Source organism: Pseudomonas sp. R5-89-07 (genome assembly GCF_003851685.1).
Lineage (GTDB): Bacteria > Pseudomonadota > Gammaproteobacteria > Pseudomonadales > Pseudomonadaceae > Aquipseudomonas.
The window spans coordinates 3,607,492-3,625,474 of sequence record NZ_CP027727.1; the positions used below are offsets into that span (position 1 = coordinate 3,607,492).

Below are 17,983 nucleotides of genomic sequence, written 5' to 3' on the forward strand. Positions count from 1 at the left end.
TGGCCTAGCGCGCAACCTTGCCGGCAGGTGCCGCGGCTTGCTCGCGAATCGCCCGCTGGGTCTCCAGCACCTTGGCCAAGGCTGTTTCGGCCTCAGCGCTCTGCTGCGGCACGCGAATGGCCGCCGATACCAGGGTGATCAGCTTGGCCATCACCTCGGCATCCGTGGCCGGGCGGCCCAGGCTCATGGAATTCATTAGCAGGCGCAACTCGGTGCCGGCCATCACCCCGGAAATCGCCTTGAGAGCAAATTGCAGACGCACGCCCAATTCGTTGCGCGGCAAATCCGGCAGCGCCAGGGCAAAGGCTTCGAAAAAACGCTGGAACACCGGCTGGTAATGCACCTTGAGGTATTCCTGGATAAACGGCGAGGTATCGCTGTACACACGGCCGAGAAAGCGGATGAATGAACGCCCTTCCCCACTCGCCGGATCGCTGCGCTCCAGGCCCATGGCCGGGGCGAACAGCACACCCAGCAGCGTGTCGCAATCGAGCGGGCCGTCGGCCTCGGCTTCACACCGCGCCAGCAGTTCCAGGCGCTGCTCGTTGAGCGGCTCGAGGCGCTGCATCAGCAGGGTTTTCATCAGGGAATCCTTGTCCCCGAAGTGATAATTCACCGCAGCCAGGTTGACCTGGGCGCGCTCGGTAATCTGCCGTAATAAAACCGCGTCATATCCGTACTTGATAAAGAGAGCCTCTGTCGCATCCAGCAGTCGAGTCTTGGTAATGTTTGGAGCGCTGAGTTTCTTCGCGACCATAAGGGTTCCACGGGAGGGAATATTGTTTAAAAAAATTATTTGATTTTTTATACCGGGGCCTTCGTTCGAAAGCAAGCAATGACACGGTGCCATATGAACGAAAGCCTTTGCATACAGGAACATCGAGGGCAGCCCACGGTTGTTTCTGCGCCTCGCGGGGTCTGGACAGACGGCATTTCAAGGCCTCAAACCGCTCTACATCCACAACTGGCGAAGCCGTTTGAACGCGGTTACTATTCAAACAATATTTTAAAAACAAGAAATAAAATCAGTCCGTGACGGGCACAGGTAGCTCCCAAACTTGTTACAAACATTTACAGGGCAACCCAGCACCGTCGAGACTGCAGGCGTAGTCATGATGACAGAGATCCCCGCGCACCAAAGCTTGATTTCCCTGCAAGGCATCGGCAAAAGCTACCAGCTTGCCGGGCAGCACCTGTCCATTTTGAATGACGTGTGCCTGTCGATTGCCAGCGGCGACAGCTGCGGCATCCTCGGCGCATCCGGCTCCGGCAAAAGCACGCTGCTCAATATCCTCGGCCTGTTGGATTTGCCCAACTGCGGCCAGTACCACTTTGCCGGTCATGATATTTTCAACGCCACACCCGATGAACTGGCGGCGCTGCGCAACCAGCAGATCGGTTTCGTGTTCCAGAGCTTCAACCTGTTGCCGCGCCTCAGCGCCCTCGACAATGTCGCACTGCCCCTCAGCTATCGCGGCGTGTCTCGCCATGAATCGGTGGAGCAGGCCTTGCGCATGCTCGAGCAGGTCGGCCTGGCCGAGCGCGCCCACCATCGCCCCGCCGACCTTTCCGGAGGCCAGCGCCAGCGTGTCGCCATTGCCCGGGCGCTGGTCGGCAAGCCCTCGGTGATACTCGCCGACGAGCCCACCGGCAACCTCGACAGCAGCACCGCCCAAGACATCATGGAGCTGCTGCTGGCGCTCAATCGCGAGCGACAGGTGACGCTGATCATCGTCACCCACGACGCGCAGATCGCCGAGCGGCTGGAGCGCAAGATCCTGGTGCGCAGCGGTGTGGTGCACGAGGCCCCGCGCCTATGAGCCTGCGGGTCGAGCAGAGTCTGAGCCAACTGCTGCATGAAGCGTTCATCAGCCTGCGCACCCTGGGCAAACGCTCAGTGCTGGCCCTGCTGGGTATCGTGATCGGCAGTTCGTCGGTGGTAGCCCTGATCAATATCGGCCATAACGCCGCGACCGACGCCGCGATGATTTTCAAGGACATGGGCACCGACACCCTGGTCGTCCAGTTCCCGCCCAAAGGCACCAGCAACGTCCCGATGCGCACCCAGCTCGACCTGGCGTCGGTGCGCGAGGCTGTGCCAGGCATTGCCCATATCGGCGCGCTCAGCTTGTTCAGCGGGCCCATCGTATTTCATGGCCGCACCGCCAATGCAAACTTCGTCGGCAGCACCCCGGATGTGCAGGCCGCCATGCGGCTGGTGCTGAGCGAGGGGCGATTGTTGTCAGCCTTCGATGCCAGCGAAACCTATGGAGTGATCGGCGACCAGGTCGCCCAGGCCCTCGGCGCACCCGGCGATCCGCTCAAACTGGGTGACCGTGTGCGCATCAACGACTACCTGTTCCTGATCGTCGGCATCCTGCACAACCAGCCCCGGGCCCTGCTGATGCCGGTACAGGCCAATGAATCCCTGTTCATGCCTGCCGAGGGCATGCGGCGCATCTTCGCCAGCCCGCAGATCAACAATGTGATCATCCGAGCCCAGCCTGGGCAAGACATGGAACGCGTGGCCCGGGACGCCGCCGCTGCGTTGCAACCACAACTGACCGAGCACAACGTCGACATCACGGTGCCCCAGCAGATGATCGATGGCATGACCCGCCAAAGCCGCACCTTTGCCTATCTGCTGCTGGCCCTCGGCGCGATTTCGCTGATAGGCGGCGGTGTCGGAGTGATGAATGTGATGCTGATGAACGTTTCGCAGCGGCGCCGCGAGATCGGCATTCGCATGGCCCTGGGCGCGCGCCAGCGGGATATCCGCAACCTGTTCCTGCTCGAAGCCGTCACCCTGACCGCCGTCGGCGCGCTGTGCGGCGCGGTAGTGGGCATGACCGCCGCCTGGTTTTACGCGTGGCTGTCGGGCTGGGCCTTTTCCCTGGCGGTGGCCGCCCTGCCCCTGGGCGTCGGCAGCACGTTGCTGGTGGGTCTGTTCTTCGGCATCTACCCGGCGGTATCGGCCTCACGCTTGCAACCGGTGGAGGCCTTGCGCGATGAATAGATGGCTACTGCTGCTGGCGCTGATCAGCCTGCCCGCCATGGCGGCTGACGTGGTCATCAAACCTTCGGCGCCGAGCACCACCCGCAGCGGCTATGACCGGGGCGTATCGCTGAACGCCCAGGTGACGACCCTGACCCTGGGCGACGCGGTGTACCTGGGCCTGCGCAACAACCCGGCGATCCGCAGCGCTTACCTGCAACGCGTGGCGCAGAAGTTCGACCTGCGGGTGGCCGAGGACGTATTCAACCCCAAGCTCACCCTCAACAGTTACTACCGCGGCACACGGGGCTCCCAGGACAGCGCGCGCAACGCCAACCTGGCACCGTCCACCAGCCTGCTCGGCGAGTACGGCACCCGCCTGAGCATGGCCTGGACCCAGCAACTGAACAACGCCAACCGCGCCGGCCGTTACCGCAGCGACGGGCTTGACCTGGCCGTCATCCAGCCGCTGATGCGCGGCGCCGGCTGGGACGCCACCACGGCGCCGCTGCGCCTGTCGCGCCTGGCGGAACAGGCCAACCGCCTCAACCTCAAGGCCACCGTGGCGCAGACCATCAGCCAGATCATCGCGACCTACCGCGAGCTGCTGCGGGCCCAGGAGCAACAAGTGATCGTCCAGGAAGCGCTCAAGCGTTCCACTACGCTGCTGGAGGTGAACAGGGCGTTGATCAGCGCCGGACGCATGGCCGAGTTCGAGATCGTGCAGACCGAAGCCGATATCGCCACCCAGCAATTGGGCGTGGAGGAAGCGCAGAACCAGCTCGATACCCGTCGCCTGGCCCTGCTGCGCCTGCTGGCGCTGGACCTGTCCACGCCAATTCGCGCCACCGAAGCCCTGGAGGCCAGGCCCATGGAAATCGACAGGCGTCAGGCGTTCAACCTGGCACAAAACCAGCAACCGGAATACCTCGCCGCCCTGCTGGGCAGCCAGCAAGCCGACCTCAACCTAGTGATTGCCAAGGATTCCGGGCGTTGGCAAGTGGATTTGGTGGCCGGCGCGAACCAGGTGCGCGACGCCTTTGACAACGACGACGGCCGTACCAATAACCGTACCTGGGACAGCTACGCCGGGGTACAGGTGCAAATCCCCATCGGTGACATCAGCACGCGCCAGGCCGAAGTCCGCGCGCGGGTGAATGTCGAGGACCAGGAGATCCGCATCACCGACGCCCGCCAGGAGCTGGAACGCAACGTCAACGACGTGGTGCGCGACCTCGGCACCCGCTGGCGCCAATACGAAATCTCCCAGCGTGCCGTGGAGCTGTCGCGGCGCAAGATCGAGATCGAACGGGAAAAACTCAGCGCCGGTCGCTCCACCAACTTTCAGGTGCTGAGCTTCGAGACGGACCTGCGCAACGCCGAAAACGCTCGGCTCAATGCGCTGATTGCTTATTTGAACGCTCAGACCCAGCTGGACTTGACGCTGGGCATGACCCTGGAAAGCTGGGAAATCGCCCTCAATGACTACTAATCGCAAACGCCTGCTGGCTGCTGTGTTGATCGTACTGGTGGCAGGCGCGGGGCTGGTGCTGCGCAGCCCGGCTGAAGGCCCGGCCAGCGCCAGTGAACACTGGCTGGCGGTGAAGCCCGACCCGCTGGTGCACCAGATCGGCCTGGTGGGCAAGATCGAGCCCGACACCACCGTCACGCTCACCGCGCCATTCGACGGCAATGTACTGGCCAACCTGGTCGAGCAAGGCCAGCGCGTCGAGGCCGGCCAGGTGCTGTTGCGCATGGACCCCGCCACCCTCGAAGTGCAACTGCGCGAGGCCCTTTCCGCCCAGCTCAAGGCCCGGCGCACCGTGCAGGAAATGCAGGACTGGGACAGCAGCGCCGCCGTCAGCCGGGCCCGGCGCAGCCTGCGCACCGCAGAGATGAGCGCCGGTAACACCCAGCGCAAACTCACCGAAAGCGAAAACCTGTTCAAGCGCGGCATCATCCCGCGCAACGAGCTCGATGACCTCAAGCAACAGACCCAGCAACAACAGCTGGACCTGGCAGCGGCGCGCAGTGAACTGCAACAGGCGCTTGACCTGGGCAAGGGCGAATACCGGCAGATCGCCGATATGGAGTTGACCAACGCCACCGTGAAATATGACGCCCTGCACACGCTGCTCGAAGGCAAGGAGGTCAAGGCGCCCTTCTCGGGCATCGTGGTCCCCGCCCCCGGCATCAGCACGTCGTCCCAAGGCGGCGGCGGCAACAACGCACCGGTCCAGGCCGGCAGCAAGGTCAGCCAGGGTCAGGTGCTGTTCGGCCTGGCCAATATCGAACGCTTGAAAATCGTCGCCAGGGTCTCTGAGCTGGACATCAACCAACTGCATCAAGGCCAGGCCGTGGAAGTCATGGGGGACGGGTTCGACGGTGAGCGGCTGACGGGCTCGGTGAGCGTGGTCAGTGGCCTGGCCATTGCCAACGACAGCCAGGGCAGCGCGCAGTTTGCGGTGACGTTGTCCATCCCCACACTCACGCCGCAGCAGTTGCAGCGGGTGCGGCTGGGGATGAGCGCGCGGTTGACCATTGTGACGTACAGCAATGCGCAGGCAATTGTGGTGCCGAGCGAGGCGATCCGGGCGGACAGTACCGTCGAGTACCGGGCGGCGATGGACCAGCCGGTAGAGCGGGTGACGGTGACGACCGGGCAATCGACGCCGCAAGGCGTCGAGGTGTTCGGCCTAAAGCCCGGATTTGTGAAGACCTCAAGATAAATGAAGATCAACCTGGGGGAGGGGGCTTACCCCCGATGACGGTGGGTCAGTCAAAGGTGAGTTGGCTGATATACCCTCATCGGGGGCAAGCCCCCTCCCACAGGCGATCATCATTGTTTCGAGGAAGTTATTTATGCAGCCACCTTCGATCACGCACAACCTGCAGACTGCCTGACCCACCCCCCTCCCACATTTAGATTTGTGTCAGTTTCAAAGCCAGTGCCTTGGCCTGAATCGCCACATCAGTCACCGCCGTACTTTCCCACCACATCCCGCGCAACGGCGGGCCCATGGCGAATAGCCTGTCACTCACCTGGCCTTGGGCATTCAGCACGGCGCCAGAGGCATCCGCTGCAATCCCCAGCGCCAACGGCCCAGGCTGGATCAATCCGCGTTTGAGCAATTGCTGCGGCAACGGCCGGGCCACGCGGCGCCAGTCGTATTCGATGCCGCTGGAGTTGATCAGCGCCGCGCCGGACACGTGCGTCACGGTCTGCTCGCCGCGTTGGCGCAAGCGAATGGTCACGCCGCTTTTCGACGGCACCAAGCCCTTGAACGACGCGGCGCGTATCTGCAGGCGCCCTTCGCCGTGCAAGCGTTCCACCAACTGCGCACTCAACGGCGGCGAACGGTGATGATGGCTTTCCCACCACGGCCGCACATGCCGCACGAACTGACGTTTCTCACGCTCACTGGCCTGGCTCCACAACCTGGCGATGTGCACCCGAACCGTGTCCAGCGGCGCCTGCCAATCGACGTCCTGGTCCAGCGCGATACGGCATTGACGCCGCACTTCGCGCAACAGTTGCCGAGGGCTGCGCAGCGCGGGATCGGCACCAAGAAAGTCGTCCCAGCTCGGCGGCTGGCGGCGCACATGGGGCAACAGACCATGGCGCGAGAACACCTCGATCGGCCCACGGTGCCCGGCTTGTTCCAGGGAGACCACGGCATCCACCATGGTCAGCCCGGAGCCGATGATCAGCACGGTCGCATGCGGGTCGAGTTGGGTCATGGCCTGTACGTCCCACGGGTCCAGCGCCGCAGCGTTCAGTCCGCTGGATTCGGTCTGCGGCGTGCGGGCCGCCGGGAACATGCCGGTGGCCAATACGGCACAGGCCCCACGCAGTCGCTCGCCGTTATCCAGCGACACCAGAGTGCTGGCAGCATCGACCTGCAAGTCGACCACTTCTGCGCAAACATGCTCCACCGTGGAAGCCGACAGCGCCTTGGCCTCAGCCAGGCGCTGCTGCGCGTACAGGCCAAAAATCCCGCGGGGCGGGAACAGTTCGCTGATGGGCACCGGCTGTTGCGCCGATTCCGGCCAGCCCCCGGCGCCGATGTAGTCGGTGAGCCATTGGGTCAAGTCATCGGGGTTGTCCGGGTCGACACTCATGCGCGCCGCATTGCCATTCAAGGTGTGGCCCAGCTCGACCGCACTGTAGGCCTCGCCACGCCCCAGTTCCGCGCGCGGTTCAATCACCAGGATTCGCCGCCGGCCAGGCAGGCGCAGCAGTTGCACCGCCAGCATCGTGCCGCTCAGGCCGCCGCCGACGATCAGTACATCAGCGTTGCGGATGGATTCACTCATGCACGTTCGCCCTTAGCGTTTTCCCAGATAAATGTCATGCAAATCACCCCGTGCCAACAGCTCGGCGGCGCTGCCACTCAGCACCACCCGCCCAGTATCCAGCACGTAGCCCTGGGACGCATAGGTGAGCGCGACGTTGATATTCTGCTCGGCGATCAAAAAGCTCACCTGCTGCTCGCGGTTGAGCTGCGCGATGATGGCGAAAATCTCCTGCACGATCATCGGTGCCAACCCCATCGACGGCTCGTCGAGCAGCACCAGGGCCGGACGGGTCATCAAGGCCCGGCCAATGGCGACCATTTGCTGTTCGCCGCCGGAGGTCAGCCCGGCGCGGGTGTGGCGCTTGGTCTTGAGCCTGGGGAACCAGGTGTAGATGCGCTCCAGATCGTGGGCCAGCTCCTTGCGACTCAAGCGCCGCACAAAGCCGCCACTGCGCAGGTTGTCTTCGACGCTGAGCTGGCCGAACACATGCCGACCTTCCAGCACATGCACCATGCCCTGGCGCACACGGTGGCTGGGGTCTACGCCCGCCAGATCGCGGCCGGCGTATTGGATCAGGCCACGGCTGACTTCGGCGCGCTCGGCGCGCACCAGCCCGGAAATGGCCTTGAGCGTAGTGCTCTTGCCGGCGCCATTGGCGCCGAGCAACGCAACGATTGCGCCTTTGGGCACACTCAGCGACACCCCGGCCACCGCCAGGATCGCACCGTCATAGACCACCTCAATGTCGTCGACCGTCAGCAACGACTGGCGCCCTGGCTGCGTGGCAGGCTGGCTCATGGTTTATTCATCCCCGGTGCAGGTGCGTGGCGTCAGGTGCTTTTCCTTGGCGAACGCGGCGGATTTTTCATCGATCAACGGGCGCAGCAGCGCACGGTCGGCGGCGATCCAGTCGCTGATCAAGGCCCAGTTGGCGCCGTCCCACTGCTGCACCCGTGCCGAGCCACCGCCTTCGTGGTCGCGGCAGGACAGCTTGAGGTTTTGCATCAGGCCCAGGTAGCCCATGTCCTTGAGGCGCGCATCGTCGATGTTCAGGTGTTCCAGGCCCCAGCGGCCTTCTTCGCCATTGAGCGGGCGCTTGCCGAATTTGGCCTGGGCGGTGCGGATCGCTTCCACCGCCACGGCAGCGTTCACCAGGCCTGAGTTGTAGTAAACGCTGCCGAAGTTTTTCAGGTCCTTGAGGTCACTGTGGCCCTTGTCGAGCACGTACTGCTTGAGGCGTTTGTGGATCTCGAAATCGCTGGCCGCCGGGTACGGAGTGAGCGCCAGGTAGCCCTTGGCGGCGGCACCGGCTGGTAATACGTCTTCGCTGGAGCTGGCCCAGATATCGCCGATGATATGGTCCACCGGAAAGCCGAAGCGCGCCGCAGTCTTCACCGCCACCGGGGTGGACACGCCCCAGGTGCGCAGGAATACCCAGTCCGGGTTGGCCTGGCGTACCTGGCGCCATTGCGCCGATTGCTCGTTGCCGGGGTCGGCCACCGGGATCTGGATATTTTCGAAACCGTACTTTTCGGCCAGCAGCTTCAGCGGGCCGAGGGTTTCGCGACCGTAGGCCGAGTCGTGATAGACCGTGGCGATTTTCTTGCCCTTGAGTTTGTCAAAGCCTCCTTCGCGTTCGGCGATGTAGTTCACCAGGGTCGAGGCCTCACTGTAGAAGGTCAGCATCACCGGGAAGTTGTAGGGAAACACCGTACCGTCGGTGGCTTCGGTGCGACCGTAACCGAGGGTGATCAGCGGGATTTTGTCCACTTCGGCTCGCTCGCTGAGAGCGTAGGCAGCTGGTGCGCCGTTGGGCTGGTACACCGCGACCGGCGCGCCGTCCAGGCCGTTTTTGAAGCGCTCGTAGCACTCGATGCCCTTCTCTGCCGTCCATTCGGTCTCGCACTCCTGCCACACCAGCTTCACGCCGTTGATGCCGCCTTCGACCTCATTGATATAGCGCAGGTAGTCAATCATCCCGGCCCACACCTGCACGCCGCTCGAGGCATAGGCGCCGACACGGTAGGTAGCCAGGGGAATGAATTGCTGGTCGGGCGAGGCCACGGCCTGCGGCACAGCGCCCGTCAGGGCCGCCAGTGCGAACGCGGTACCGACCAGGGAACGTTTCAGGGATGCACGCATGGAGATTCTCTTGAGGGAAGGTTAGAAACGCAGCGGCCACTGCCGCAGACGGTCACGCAGGTTGTGCAACAGGCGAATCAAGCCCTCGGGTTCCTTGATCAGGAACACGATGATCAATGCGCCAAAAATGATTTTCTGCAGGTTCTGCAACTGCCCCGCATCGACCGCGCCGCCGAACAACGCCTGCCCGGCGTGGCTGAGCAGGATCGGCAGCAGACTGATAAACGCCGCGCCCACGAAGTTGCCGGCAATGCTGCCCATGCCACCGATAATGATGATGAACAGGATCTGGAACGAGCGGTTGATATCGAAGCTGCTGGCGCTGGCCGTGCCCAGGTAGGCGAAGGCCCACAACGCACCGGCGATGCCCAGGTAGAACGAGCTGATCGCGAACGCCAGGCGCTTGTAGCGCACCACCGGGATGCCGACCACGGCGGCGGCGGTGTCCATGTCGCGGATCGCCATCCAGTTGCGCCCGACCTGGCTGCGTACCAGGTTGACGGCGGTCCAGGTCAATAGCAGCACCGTGACCAGGGTCAGCCAGTAGCGGCCCAGCGGGGTGTTGAGGTCGTGACCCAGCAGCGTCAACTGCGGTGCGGAAATGGTTCCGGAAGAGCCATAGTTGTAGAACCAGGGGAATTTGACGAACAGCCACTCGAGGAAAAACTGCGCCGCCAACGTGGTGACCATCAGGTAGAAACCCTTGATCCGTGAGCTGGGCAGGCCGAACAACAGCCCCACCAGCGCGCTGATGACCCCACCGCCGAGCAACGCCACCGGCAAGCCCAGCTCGGGCAGGCGCAGCAGGAAACCGTAGGTGGCGAAGGCCCCGACCGCCATGAAGCCGGCCGCGCCGACCGATGTCTGCCCGGTGTATCCGGTGAGCAGGTTCAGGCCCAACCCGGCCAGCGACAGCACCAGGAATGGAATCAGGATCGCATTTAGCCAATAATCATCGCCCCACAGCGGTACCGCGATAAACGCCAGCGCCAGCCAGGCGACCAGGCCCCAGGGAACGCGCCGGGTGGTCAACAGCAGCGGCGCAGTGTGGTGTGCAACGGAGGTCGACATGGTTTCAGACTCGCTCGATGGCGCGCTCGCCAAACAGGCCGGCGGGACGGATATACAGGAAGGCCAGGGCCAATACATAGGCGAACCACGGCGTGATACCGCCGCCGATCAGCGGGCCGATATACACCTCGGCGAGGTTCTCCGCCGCGCCGACGATCAGCCCGCCGACGATGGCCCCGCCAATCGAGGTGAAACCGCCAATGATCAACACCGGCAAGGCCTTGAGCACCACCAGTGACAACGAGAACTGCACGCCCTGGCGCGCGCCCCACAACAGCCCGGCCACCAGCCCGACGATCCCGGCCACTGCCCAGACGATCTGCCAGATCCGATTGAGGTTGATGCCGATGGACAGCGCCGCCGTGGTGTCGTCCGCCACTGCACGCAACGACACGCCAATACGGGTCTTGTTGAACAGCAGCGCGAGTAGCGTCACCAGCACCACGGCCGCCGCCGCGGCGATCAGGTCGAACTGGCTGAGCATCAGCGGCCCGATAAACAGCGGCACATCATCGATGCCCAGGTCCAGCGCACGCACTTGCGACCCCATCAAGCCTTGCGCCAGCCCCTCGATAATGAACGACAGGCCGAGGGTGGCCATGAACAGGGTGATCTGCGAACGGTTCACCAGCGGCCGCAGCACCAGGCGCTCGATAAGCAAGGCGCCGACGATCATCACGATCACCGTCAGCAATAACGCCAGGGCAAACGGCACGCCCTGGTCATGCAGGCTGACGAACGTCAGCGCGGCAAACAGCAGCATCGCGCCCTGGGCAAAATTGAACACGCCGCTGGCCTTGTAGATCAGCACAAAACCGATGGCGACCAGGGAATACATGGTGCCGGCGAGCAGGCCGCCGAGCAGGGTTTCGAAGAAGAAGGTCATGCTTGAATACTCATGGTTGCGCCACGCCCAGGTAGGCCGCGATCACCTCGGGGTTGGCTTGCACCTCAGCCGGCGAACCGTCGCCGACCTTGCACCCGTAATCGAGCACCACCACATGGTCGGACAAGCCCATGACCACACCCATGTCGTGCTCGATCAACACCACGGTGGTGCCCAGGTCGCGATTCACGTCGGCGACAAAGCGCGCCATTTCCTGTTTTTCCTCGGCATTCATCCCGGCCATGGGCTCATCCAGTAACAACAGGCTGGGCCCGGCGATCAACGCTCGCCCCAGTTCCACGCGCTTTTGCAGGCCATAGGACAGGTTGCCCACCAGCACCTCGCGATGGGCCTGCAACTCGAGAAATTCCAGAATGCCCTGGGCCCGCTCGCGAAACGCGACGGCTTCTCGCCGTGCGCGCGGCAAGCCGAGGGCCTGTTCGATGAAAGTGCTGCGCATATGCCGCGACAAGCCGGTGAGGATGTTGTCCAGCACGCTCATTTTCTTGAACAGCGCATTGTTCTGGAACGTACGGCCAATGCCTCGACGGGCGGCGCCCAGCGGGTCGATACGATGAAAGTGCTGCGCCTCGAACACGATCTCACCGGCATCGAAGCGGTACACACCATTGAGCACGTTGAGCAACGAACTTTTGCCGGCGCCGTTAGGGCCGATCAACGCGCAGATCTCACCGCGCTGCACCTCGAACGACAAGGCATTGATCGCCTTGACGCCTTTGAACGACAGCGAGATGTCCCGCACCTGGAGGATGGCTTGGCTCATGCACTTTTCCGTTTGAGTTCGGCAAGCCACGTCGGCTCAGTACTCGATTTGAGCGGCTGCCAGATATAGGCCAGGCGCTGGAAGCCCAGCAGCCTGCGCACACGATTTTTCAGCAACCGGCGCAGGCCGCTTTGCGGATGGGCGATGGCCCAGTCACACAGACGTCGGCGCCAGGTGCCGTGGGGGGCAAGGCGGCTTTCGATGTCGTCGGCCAAGTGCTGCAAACGTTCAGGCGACAGCAGCAGCCCGGTGGGGGCGACTTCGCTGCGATCGCGCCGCGCCGAGGCCAGGCTTTCCGGGAAGGCCAGGCCGTGGCCGCTGTTGAGCCATTGCTCCAACACAACGCCAAGGCCACCTAGCCAGTGGGTACCCTCCTCACTCCATAGCGTGGTTTCGCCACTGGGATGCCACCAGCGGCTGATGTGCTGCGCGGGGTCCACGGGGCCGAGTAACTGGGCAAAATCCAGGCGCTGGGTGAATTCCCAATCGGGCTGGCGACCTTGCACGTAGGCGTGGCTGGGACGAATGCGCCATAACTGTTGTTGCAAAGCCTGGGGCGCCAGGCTGTCGGGCAGCGTGAGCACCTGCCCACCCACCGACCCGGCCGCCAGCGCCAGCAACAGCAGGTTCGGCTCAAACGCGCCGCTGAGCGCCAGCCGCGACTGCTCGTTGTAGCCCTGCTGGCGTAAACCGTCAGCCAGGCGTTCGACGTCGCGCAGCACGTCGATCCAGCGCCAGGCATGCCATTGCCCTTGGCGCTTGTGGCGCAGGGCGATGTGCAGCGGCGTGAGTTGTGCCCAGTGATGCAGGCGTTCCAGGGCGGCTTGGGGGTCGGGCACGCTCATAGGGGTGATGCTCCTATTGGGTGGTGGGCGTGCGGTGGTCCGCTGGCGGGGCTATATCAGGCGACGACGTTCAACTGTGGGAGGGGGCTTGCCCCCGATGGCGGTGTGTCAGGCACCGATCAATTGCTGCCCCTCCGCTATCGGGGGCAAGCCCCCTCCCACAGGGGTTTTGTGTGAAGCTGACAAATTGCGATAGCTGGCGCCCGGATGGTTCGAACCGAGCCGCGCACCGTCGCCAAACAACTTCTCGCGCAACGTACCCTGGGCGTATTCGGTCTTGTACACCCCACGCTTCTGCAACTCCGGCACCAGCCACTCCACCGCGTCGATAAAGGTTTCGTGGGTCAGCGCATAGGCCAGGTTGAAGCCGTCCACGTCGGTTTCCTCCACCCATTCCTGCAGCAAATCCGCCACCGTCTGGGGGCTGCCGACGAACAGCGGGCCAAAACCACCGATGCCGACCCAATCGGCCAGCTCGTTCGGCGTCCAGACCTTGTTCGGGTCCGCCGTGGAGAAGGCTTCCACCGCCGACTGAATGGCGTTGGTGTGCACATGTTTGAGCGGCTCATCCGGCTTGAACTGGCTGAAATCGATACCGGTCCAACCGGAGATCAGCGCCATCGCGCCTTCGTAGCTGACATAGGATTTGTATTCGTCGAACTTGGCCTTGGCCTGCGCATCGGTCTCGGCGACGATCACTGTCTGCAGGTTGAAAATCAGGATTTTGCGCGGATCACGCCCCGCCTCGGCTGCACGCCGACGTATGTCGGCCACGGTCTTTTTCAGCAGTACCTTGGATGGCGCGGCGACGAACACGCACTCGGCCTGTTCGGCGGCGAACTGCTTGCCACGGCTGGAGGCCCCTGCCTGGTAGAGCACCGGCGTACGCTGCGGTGAGGGTTCGCACAGGTGAATGCCGGGCACCTGGAAGTGTTTGCCCACATGGCGAATCTCGTGGATCTTGCTCGGGTCGCTGAAAATTCGGCGCTCGCGGTCACGCAACACCGCGCCCTCTTCCCAGCTGCCTTCCCAGAGTTTGTAGCAAACTTCCAGGTATTCCTCGGCGTAGTCGTAACGGGCGTCGTGTTCGGTCTGGGCCTTCTGCCCGAGGTTCTTGGCGCCGCTTTCCAGGTAGGACGTGACGATATTCCAACCGACGCGGCCCTTGGTCAGGTGGTCAAGGGTGGAAAGCCTGCGCGCGAACGGATACGGATGTTCGAACGACAGCGACGCTGTCAGGCCAAACCCCAGGTGCTCGGTGACCAGGGCCATCGGCGCGATCAGCGACAACGGATCGTTGACCGGCACTTGCGCCGCCTGGCGGATCGCCGCCTCGCCATTGCCGTTGTACACGTCGTAGATACCCAGCACATCGGCGATAAACAGCCCGTCGAACTTGCCGCGCTCGAGGATTTTGGCCAGGTCGGTCCAGTATTCCAGGTCCTTGTATTGCCAGGAACGGTCCCGCGGGTGCGCCCACAACCCCGGGGATTGGTGGCCGACGCAATTCATGTCGAAGGCGTTCAAGCGGATTTGGCGGGCCATCACAGCACTCCGTTGAGGTGGTAGTTGCCCACGATCTGGTATTTGCGGTGCAACGGGTCATCGACCGACGACGGCAGCGCGGTGCGTTGGCCGGTCAGTTCGAATTCAGCGTTGCTCGCAGCGATCAGGGCCTGGGCCGCAGCGATCTGGGCTTCGGTGGAGGCGACCGGGCTGGGGTCGGTTTCGGCACGCTCGAACAGCGCGGTGGCCACGTCGACACGAATCTGCAGATCGCCGAAGCGGCTGATCACATACGGATCGTCGCTGCGCTCGACAAAGCGGCGGGTGGTTTCCAACAGCAGGCATGCCTGGTTCAGTGCGGTCATCGGTAGGTTCCTCAGTTCCAGGCGTGGCGTGCGGGTTTCACGCCGTTGAGCACGAAGTTGCCGATCAGGTGGTACTTCCAGCGGGCCGGGTCGTGCAAGGTGTGGGTTCGGGCGTTACGCCAGAAACGGTCGAGGTTGTGCTTGCCGGTGACCGAGCGCGTGCCGGCCAGCTCGAAGAGTTTGCTGCTGGCGAGCAAGGCCGTTTCGGCGGACAGCACCTTGGCCTGGGCAACGATCAGCGAGGCATTGGCGACGGTGTCTTCATTCGGTTCGGCGAGGGCCAGGTCGATCGCTCTGCCAGCCTTGGCGAGAATCGCTTCGGTGCCGTGCACGCGCCATTCCAGGTCGCCGATGGCGGCGATGGTGAACGGGTCCTGCCAGCCATGCTCCTGCTGGCTGTCGATCCAGGGCCGCGCCTGGCGCGCATGGAGCTTGGCCTGCTCAAGGGCACCGAGGGCAATGCCGGTGTCGACCGCCGCCTGAATAATCTGCGAAATCGGACCGTTGGCGGTGGGTTGATCAAACGCCTGGTGCGCGGGAATCACCGCACTCGAGGGTACGATCACACCGTCAAGGGTCACGCCGCCACTGGCAGTCGTGCGTTGGCCGAAGCCGTCCCAGCTGTCGATCACACTGAGGCCGGGGGCATCGCGCTCGACAAAGGCAATCAATGCCTGACCGTGCTCGTTGTTGCCGACGGTAGGCACAATATGGGCGAACAGCGCGCCGGTGCAGTAGAACTTCTCGCCGTCAATGCGGGTAACGTCGCCATTCACGCGAATCCGGGTATCGAAGGTGCCGGCATTTTTGCTCTTGGCTTCGGAAAAGGCATTGCCGAAGCGATAGCCCGCCAGCACCTTGCCGAAGTAGTGGCGCTTTTGCTCCTCGGTCGCGGTCTGCAGGAGGATATCCACCACGCCGAGGTGGTTCTGCGGAATCTGCCCCAGTGAAGGATCAGCGGCGGAGATCAACTTGATCACCTCGGCCACGGTCACATAGGACACCTCGGCGCCACCATAGGCCTTGGGAATGGTGATGCCCCACAGGCCGCTGGCGGAAAACTCGTCGAGCTCGGTGATGGGCAGGCGCCGCTCACGGTCGCGTTCACTCGCCTCAACGGCGAAACGGGCGGCCAGTCGCGTGGCAACTTCGATGGCTTCGGCATCCGAGCGAATGATGTGAGCAGGGTGTTGAGGGTGGGCTGACATGGGCCGACTTCCAGGCTGCGAAGGAATAAAAGAGCCTTTGCAGAAGTCGTGCCTGAATTAAATAATGATTTAAATCAAATAGTTATTTATTAAAGAAGGTTCCGCGAAGGCTGTCATACCAGCAAAGTGTCCATCCGCTGTTGCCGAGCGAACAGTTAGATCACCACGTTGCGTACAAAGCGCACTGTCACGTCGCCATCATTGCGATAGCCGTGCACGTGAAGACTGGCAAACATATAGAACTCACCGGCGGCGACGCGCTTTTCCTCTTCGCCCACCAACAGCGTGAGGCAACCTTCGAACACGAACAGCTGCACACTCCAGCCGTCCGGGTCGGGGTCGGGGCTGTAGCGGTCGCCCGGTGCCAGGTGCATCTCCCACAGCTCGACTTCGCGCCGCGCAGTGGCCTTGGCCAGCAACACCGCTTTGCTGCCGGGTATATCACCGGCCCAGGCCAATTCGTTGATGCGACTGTGGTCGCCGACATCCGGCGCCTGGATCAAATCGCTGAAGGCGACATCCAGCGCTTCGGCCACGCGATCGAGGGTCGACAGGCTGACGTTCTTTTCGCCAGCCTCGATGGCCACCAGCATGCGTCGGCTGACCCCCGACTTTTCCGACAGCGCGGTCTGGCTCAGGTCGGCGGCGTGGCGCAGGCGACGCACGTTCTGGCTGACGTGTTGCAGGACCGAAGCCCGTTGCGGATTTTCTTTGTGCACTATATTGCTCAATGGGTGGGTGTGCGCAGTATACTGCCCAGCGTGCGGCGCATTGTGCGGTCCGTGCCTTTCCCTTGCAAGACCGAGCCCGCCATGACTGCCCCGAACTCCCCTTCGCGTTTCAATCGCTTGAGCAAAGCCGAATGCATCCTGGTGGTGATCACCATGATCTGGGGCGGCACGTTCTTGCTGGTTCAGCATGCCATGACCGTCAGCGGGCCGATGTTTTTCGTCGGCCTGCGCTTTGCGGCGGCGGCCATTGTGGTCGGCTTTTTTTCCTTGCGTACCTTGCGCGACCTGACCCTCCTGGAGCTGAAGGCCGGCGTCTTCATCGGCGTAGCGATCATGTTTGGCTACGGCTTGCAGACCATCGGCCTGCAGAGCATTCCGAGCAGCCAGTCGGCGTTTATCACCGCGTTGTATGTGCCGTTCGTGCCGTTATTGCAATGGCTGGTACTGGGGCGGCGCCCGGCACTGCTGCCGAGTATTGGCATCATGCTGGCGTTTACCGGCTTGATGTTGCTGACCGGGCCAGCCGGCGCTTCTTTCAATTTCAGCCCCGGTGAAATCGCCACGCTGATCTGCGCAATGGCGGTAGCGGCCGAAATCATCCTGATCAGCGCCTATGCCGGGCAGGTGGATGTGCGCCGCGTCACCGTGGTGCAACTGGCTACGGCGTCGCTGTTGTCGTTCCTGATGGTGGTGCCGATGGGTGAGGCGTTGCCGAGCTTTTCGTGGCTGCTGCTGTTCAGTACGGTGGGCCTGGGCTTGACCAGTGCAGTGATCCAGGTGGCGATGAACTGGGCGCAGCAGAGCGTTTCGCCGACCCGCGCCACCTTGATCTATGCCGGTGAACCGGTATGGGCCGGCGTGGTGGGGCGGCTTGCCGGCGAGCGATTTCCACCGATTGCGATGCTGGGGGCAGCGTTGATCGTGCTGGCGGTGATTGTGAGTGAGATGAAGAGAAGCAGCTCGAAAGTGGTCGATGCCAAGGTCGAAGTTGAACCGGAAAGTCAGCGGTGATGTTTTGAGCTGCAAGCTGCAAGCTGCAAGAAATACGCGATCGGCTATTCTCTTGCAGCTTGCCGCTTGTAGCTGCTTTCTACTGCATCTGTAGGATCCTGCCACATCTTGCCGTTTGGTAATCAAGAAAGCGGCACGTA

Annotated in this window: 17 protein-coding genes; 5 read left to right on the forward strand and 12 right to left on the reverse strand. The window is 63.0% G+C overall.

Annotated elements, in window-relative coordinates:
* Nucleotides 1-4: 4 nt before the first annotated feature.
* Complete coding sequence (locus tag C4J94_RS16475) at nucleotides 5-757, reverse strand: TetR/AcrR family transcriptional regulator (protein WP_124387151.1); 753 nt, start codon at nucleotides 755-757, stop codon at nucleotides 5-7.
* Nucleotides 758-1,112: 355 nt separating this feature from the next.
* Between C4J94_RS16475 and C4J94_RS16480 the strand changes: the two genes are divergently transcribed.
* From C4J94_RS16480 to C4J94_RS16495, 4 genes are read left to right on the forward strand one after another with little or no spacing between them, the layout of a single operon-like run.
* Nucleotides 1,113-1,820, forward strand: a complete 708-nt coding sequence (locus C4J94_RS16480) for an ABC transporter ATP-binding protein (RefSeq protein ID WP_124387152.1) — start codon at nucleotides 1,113-1,115, stop codon at nucleotides 1,818-1,820.
* Nucleotides 1,817-3,016 carry an ABC transporter permease gene (locus C4J94_RS16485; protein ID WP_124387153.1) on the forward strand — a complete coding sequence of 400 codons (1,200 nt, stop codon included), beginning with the start codon at nucleotides 1,817-1,819 and terminating at the stop codon, nucleotides 3,014-3,016. The genes C4J94_RS16480 and C4J94_RS16485 overlap by 4 nt, the downstream gene beginning before the upstream one ends.
* Nucleotides 3,009-4,487, forward strand: coding sequence for a TolC family protein (locus C4J94_RS16490; RefSeq protein WP_124387154.1), 1,479 nt, complete (start codon nucleotides 3,009-3,011; stop codon nucleotides 4,485-4,487). The genes C4J94_RS16485 and C4J94_RS16490 overlap by 8 nt, the downstream gene beginning before the upstream one ends.
* On the forward strand, nucleotides 4,477-5,724 hold the full coding sequence (locus tag C4J94_RS16495; RefSeq protein ID WP_124387155.1) for an efflux RND transporter periplasmic adaptor subunit: 1,248 nt from the start codon (nucleotides 4,477-4,479) through the stop codon (nucleotides 5,722-5,724). Before C4J94_RS16490 ends, C4J94_RS16495 begins: the two co-directional genes overlap by 11 nt.
* A gap of 193 nt (nucleotides 5,725-5,917) precedes the next feature.
* Here C4J94_RS16495 and C4J94_RS16500 read toward each other — a convergent pair whose 3' ends face one another.
* The 11 genes from C4J94_RS16500 to C4J94_RS16550 form a co-directional block, all read right to left on the reverse strand.
* On the reverse strand, nucleotides 5,918-7,312 hold the full coding sequence (locus C4J94_RS16500) for an FAD/NAD(P)-binding protein (RefSeq protein ID WP_124387156.1): 1,395 nt from the start codon (nucleotides 7,310-7,312) through the stop codon (nucleotides 5,918-5,920).
* 12 nt (nucleotides 7,313-7,324) lie between these two features.
* A complete protein-coding gene (locus tag C4J94_RS16505; protein ID WP_124387157.1) occupies nucleotides 7,325-8,092 on the reverse strand; it encodes an ABC transporter ATP-binding protein in 768 nt (255 codons plus the stop codon).
* Between the two features lie 3 nt (nucleotides 8,093-8,095).
* Nucleotides 8,096-9,436 carry an ABC transporter substrate-binding protein gene (locus tag C4J94_RS16510; RefSeq protein ID WP_124387158.1) on the reverse strand — a complete coding sequence of 447 codons (1,341 nt, stop codon included), beginning with the start codon at nucleotides 9,434-9,436 and terminating at the stop codon, nucleotides 8,096-8,098.
* Between the two features lie 21 nt (nucleotides 9,437-9,457).
* Nucleotides 9,458-10,507, reverse strand: a complete 1,050-nt coding sequence (locus tag C4J94_RS16515) for a branched-chain amino acid ABC transporter permease (RefSeq protein WP_124387159.1) — start codon at nucleotides 10,505-10,507, stop codon at nucleotides 9,458-9,460.
* Nucleotides 10,508-10,511: 4 nt separating this feature from the next.
* Entirely contained in the window at nucleotides 10,512-11,393 is an 882-nt protein-coding gene (locus tag C4J94_RS16520) for a branched-chain amino acid ABC transporter permease (protein WP_124387160.1), read from the reverse strand.
* 10 nt (nucleotides 11,394-11,403) lie between these two features.
* Nucleotides 11,404-12,177, reverse strand: coding sequence for an ABC transporter ATP-binding protein (locus C4J94_RS16525; RefSeq protein WP_124387161.1), 774 nt, complete (start codon nucleotides 12,175-12,177; stop codon nucleotides 11,404-11,406).
* The gene (locus C4J94_RS16530; protein ID WP_124387162.1) at nucleotides 12,174-13,022 is read right to left on the reverse strand and encodes an AMP-binding protein; all 849 of its coding nucleotides are present in this window, start codon (nucleotides 13,020-13,022) and stop codon (nucleotides 12,174-12,176) included. The genes C4J94_RS16525 and C4J94_RS16530 overlap by 4 nt, the downstream gene beginning before the upstream one ends.
* 108 nt (nucleotides 13,023-13,130) lie before the next feature.
* On the reverse strand, nucleotides 13,131-14,567 hold the full coding sequence (locus tag C4J94_RS16535) for an LLM class flavin-dependent oxidoreductase (RefSeq protein WP_124387163.1): 1,437 nt from the start codon (nucleotides 14,565-14,567) through the stop codon (nucleotides 13,131-13,133).
* Entirely contained in the window at nucleotides 14,567-14,893 is a 327-nt protein-coding gene (locus C4J94_RS16540; protein ID WP_124387164.1) for an acyl-CoA dehydrogenase, read from the reverse strand. Before C4J94_RS16540 ends, C4J94_RS16535 begins: the two co-directional genes overlap by 1 nt.
* 11 nt (nucleotides 14,894-14,904) lie before the next feature.
* Entirely contained in the window at nucleotides 14,905-16,101 is a 1,197-nt protein-coding gene (locus tag C4J94_RS16545; protein ID WP_124387165.1) for an SfnB family sulfur acquisition oxidoreductase, read from the reverse strand.
* Between the two features lie 155 nt (nucleotides 16,102-16,256).
* A complete protein-coding gene (locus C4J94_RS16550; RefSeq protein ID WP_124387166.1) occupies nucleotides 16,257-16,820 on the reverse strand; it encodes a helix-turn-helix domain-containing protein in 564 nt (187 codons plus the stop codon).
* 93 nt (nucleotides 16,821-16,913) lie between these two features.
* On the opposite strand from C4J94_RS16550, the gene C4J94_RS16555 reads away from it, so the two are divergent.
* Nucleotides 16,914-17,843, forward strand: coding sequence for a DMT family transporter (locus tag C4J94_RS16555; protein ID WP_124387167.1), 930 nt, complete (start codon nucleotides 16,914-16,916; stop codon nucleotides 17,841-17,843).
* Nucleotides 17,844-17,983 lie beyond the last annotated feature (140 nt).

Coding starts and splice junctions, on each gene's coding strand:
- C4J94_RS16475 (WP_124387151.1), bottom strand. CDS start 757: ATGGTCGCGAAGAAACTCAGCGCTCCAAACATTACCAAGACTCGACTG.
- C4J94_RS16480 (WP_124387152.1), top strand. CDS start 1,113: ATGATGACAGAGATCCCCGCGCACCAAAGCTTGATTTCCCTGCAAGGC.
- C4J94_RS16485 (WP_124387153.1), top strand. CDS start 1,817: ATGAGCCTGCGGGTCGAGCAGAGTCTGAGCCAACTGCTGCATGAAGCG.
- C4J94_RS16490 (WP_124387154.1), top strand. CDS start 3,009: ATGAATAGATGGCTACTGCTGCTGGCGCTGATCAGCCTGCCCGCCATG.
- C4J94_RS16495 (WP_124387155.1), top strand. CDS start 4,477: ATGACTACTAATCGCAAACGCCTGCTGGCTGCTGTGTTGATCGTACTG.
- C4J94_RS16500 (WP_124387156.1), bottom strand. CDS start 7,312: ATGAGTGAATCCATCCGCAACGCTGATGTACTGATCGTCGGCGGCGGC.
- C4J94_RS16505 (WP_124387157.1), bottom strand. CDS start 8,092: ATGAGCCAGCCTGCCACGCAGCCAGGGCGCCAGTCGTTGCTGACGGTC.
- C4J94_RS16510 (WP_124387158.1), bottom strand. CDS start 9,436: ATGCGTGCATCCCTGAAACGTTCCCTGGTCGGTACCGCGTTCGCACTG.
- C4J94_RS16515 (WP_124387159.1), bottom strand. CDS start 10,507: ATGTCGACCTCCGTTGCACACCACACTGCGCCGCTGCTGTTGACCACC.
- C4J94_RS16520 (WP_124387160.1), bottom strand. CDS start 11,393: ATGACCTTCTTCTTCGAAACCCTGCTCGGCGGCCTGCTCGCCGGCACC.
- C4J94_RS16525 (WP_124387161.1), bottom strand. CDS start 12,177: ATGAGCCAAGCCATCCTCCAGGTGCGGGACATCTCGCTGTCGTTCAAA.
- C4J94_RS16530 (WP_124387162.1), bottom strand. CDS start 13,022: ATGAGCGTGCCCGACCCCCAAGCCGCCCTGGAACGCCTGCATCACTGG.
- C4J94_RS16535 (WP_124387163.1), bottom strand. CDS start 14,567: ATGGCCCGCCAAATCCGCTTGAACGCCTTCGACATGAATTGCGTCGGC.
- C4J94_RS16540 (WP_124387164.1), bottom strand. CDS start 14,893: ATGACCGCACTGAACCAGGCATGCCTGCTGTTGGAAACCACCCGCCGC.
- C4J94_RS16545 (WP_124387165.1), bottom strand. CDS start 16,101: ATGTCAGCCCACCCTCAACACCCTGCTCACATCATTCGCTCGGATGCC.
- C4J94_RS16555 (WP_124387167.1), top strand. CDS start 16,914: ATGACTGCCCCGAACTCCCCTTCGCGTTTCAATCGCTTGAGCAAAGCC.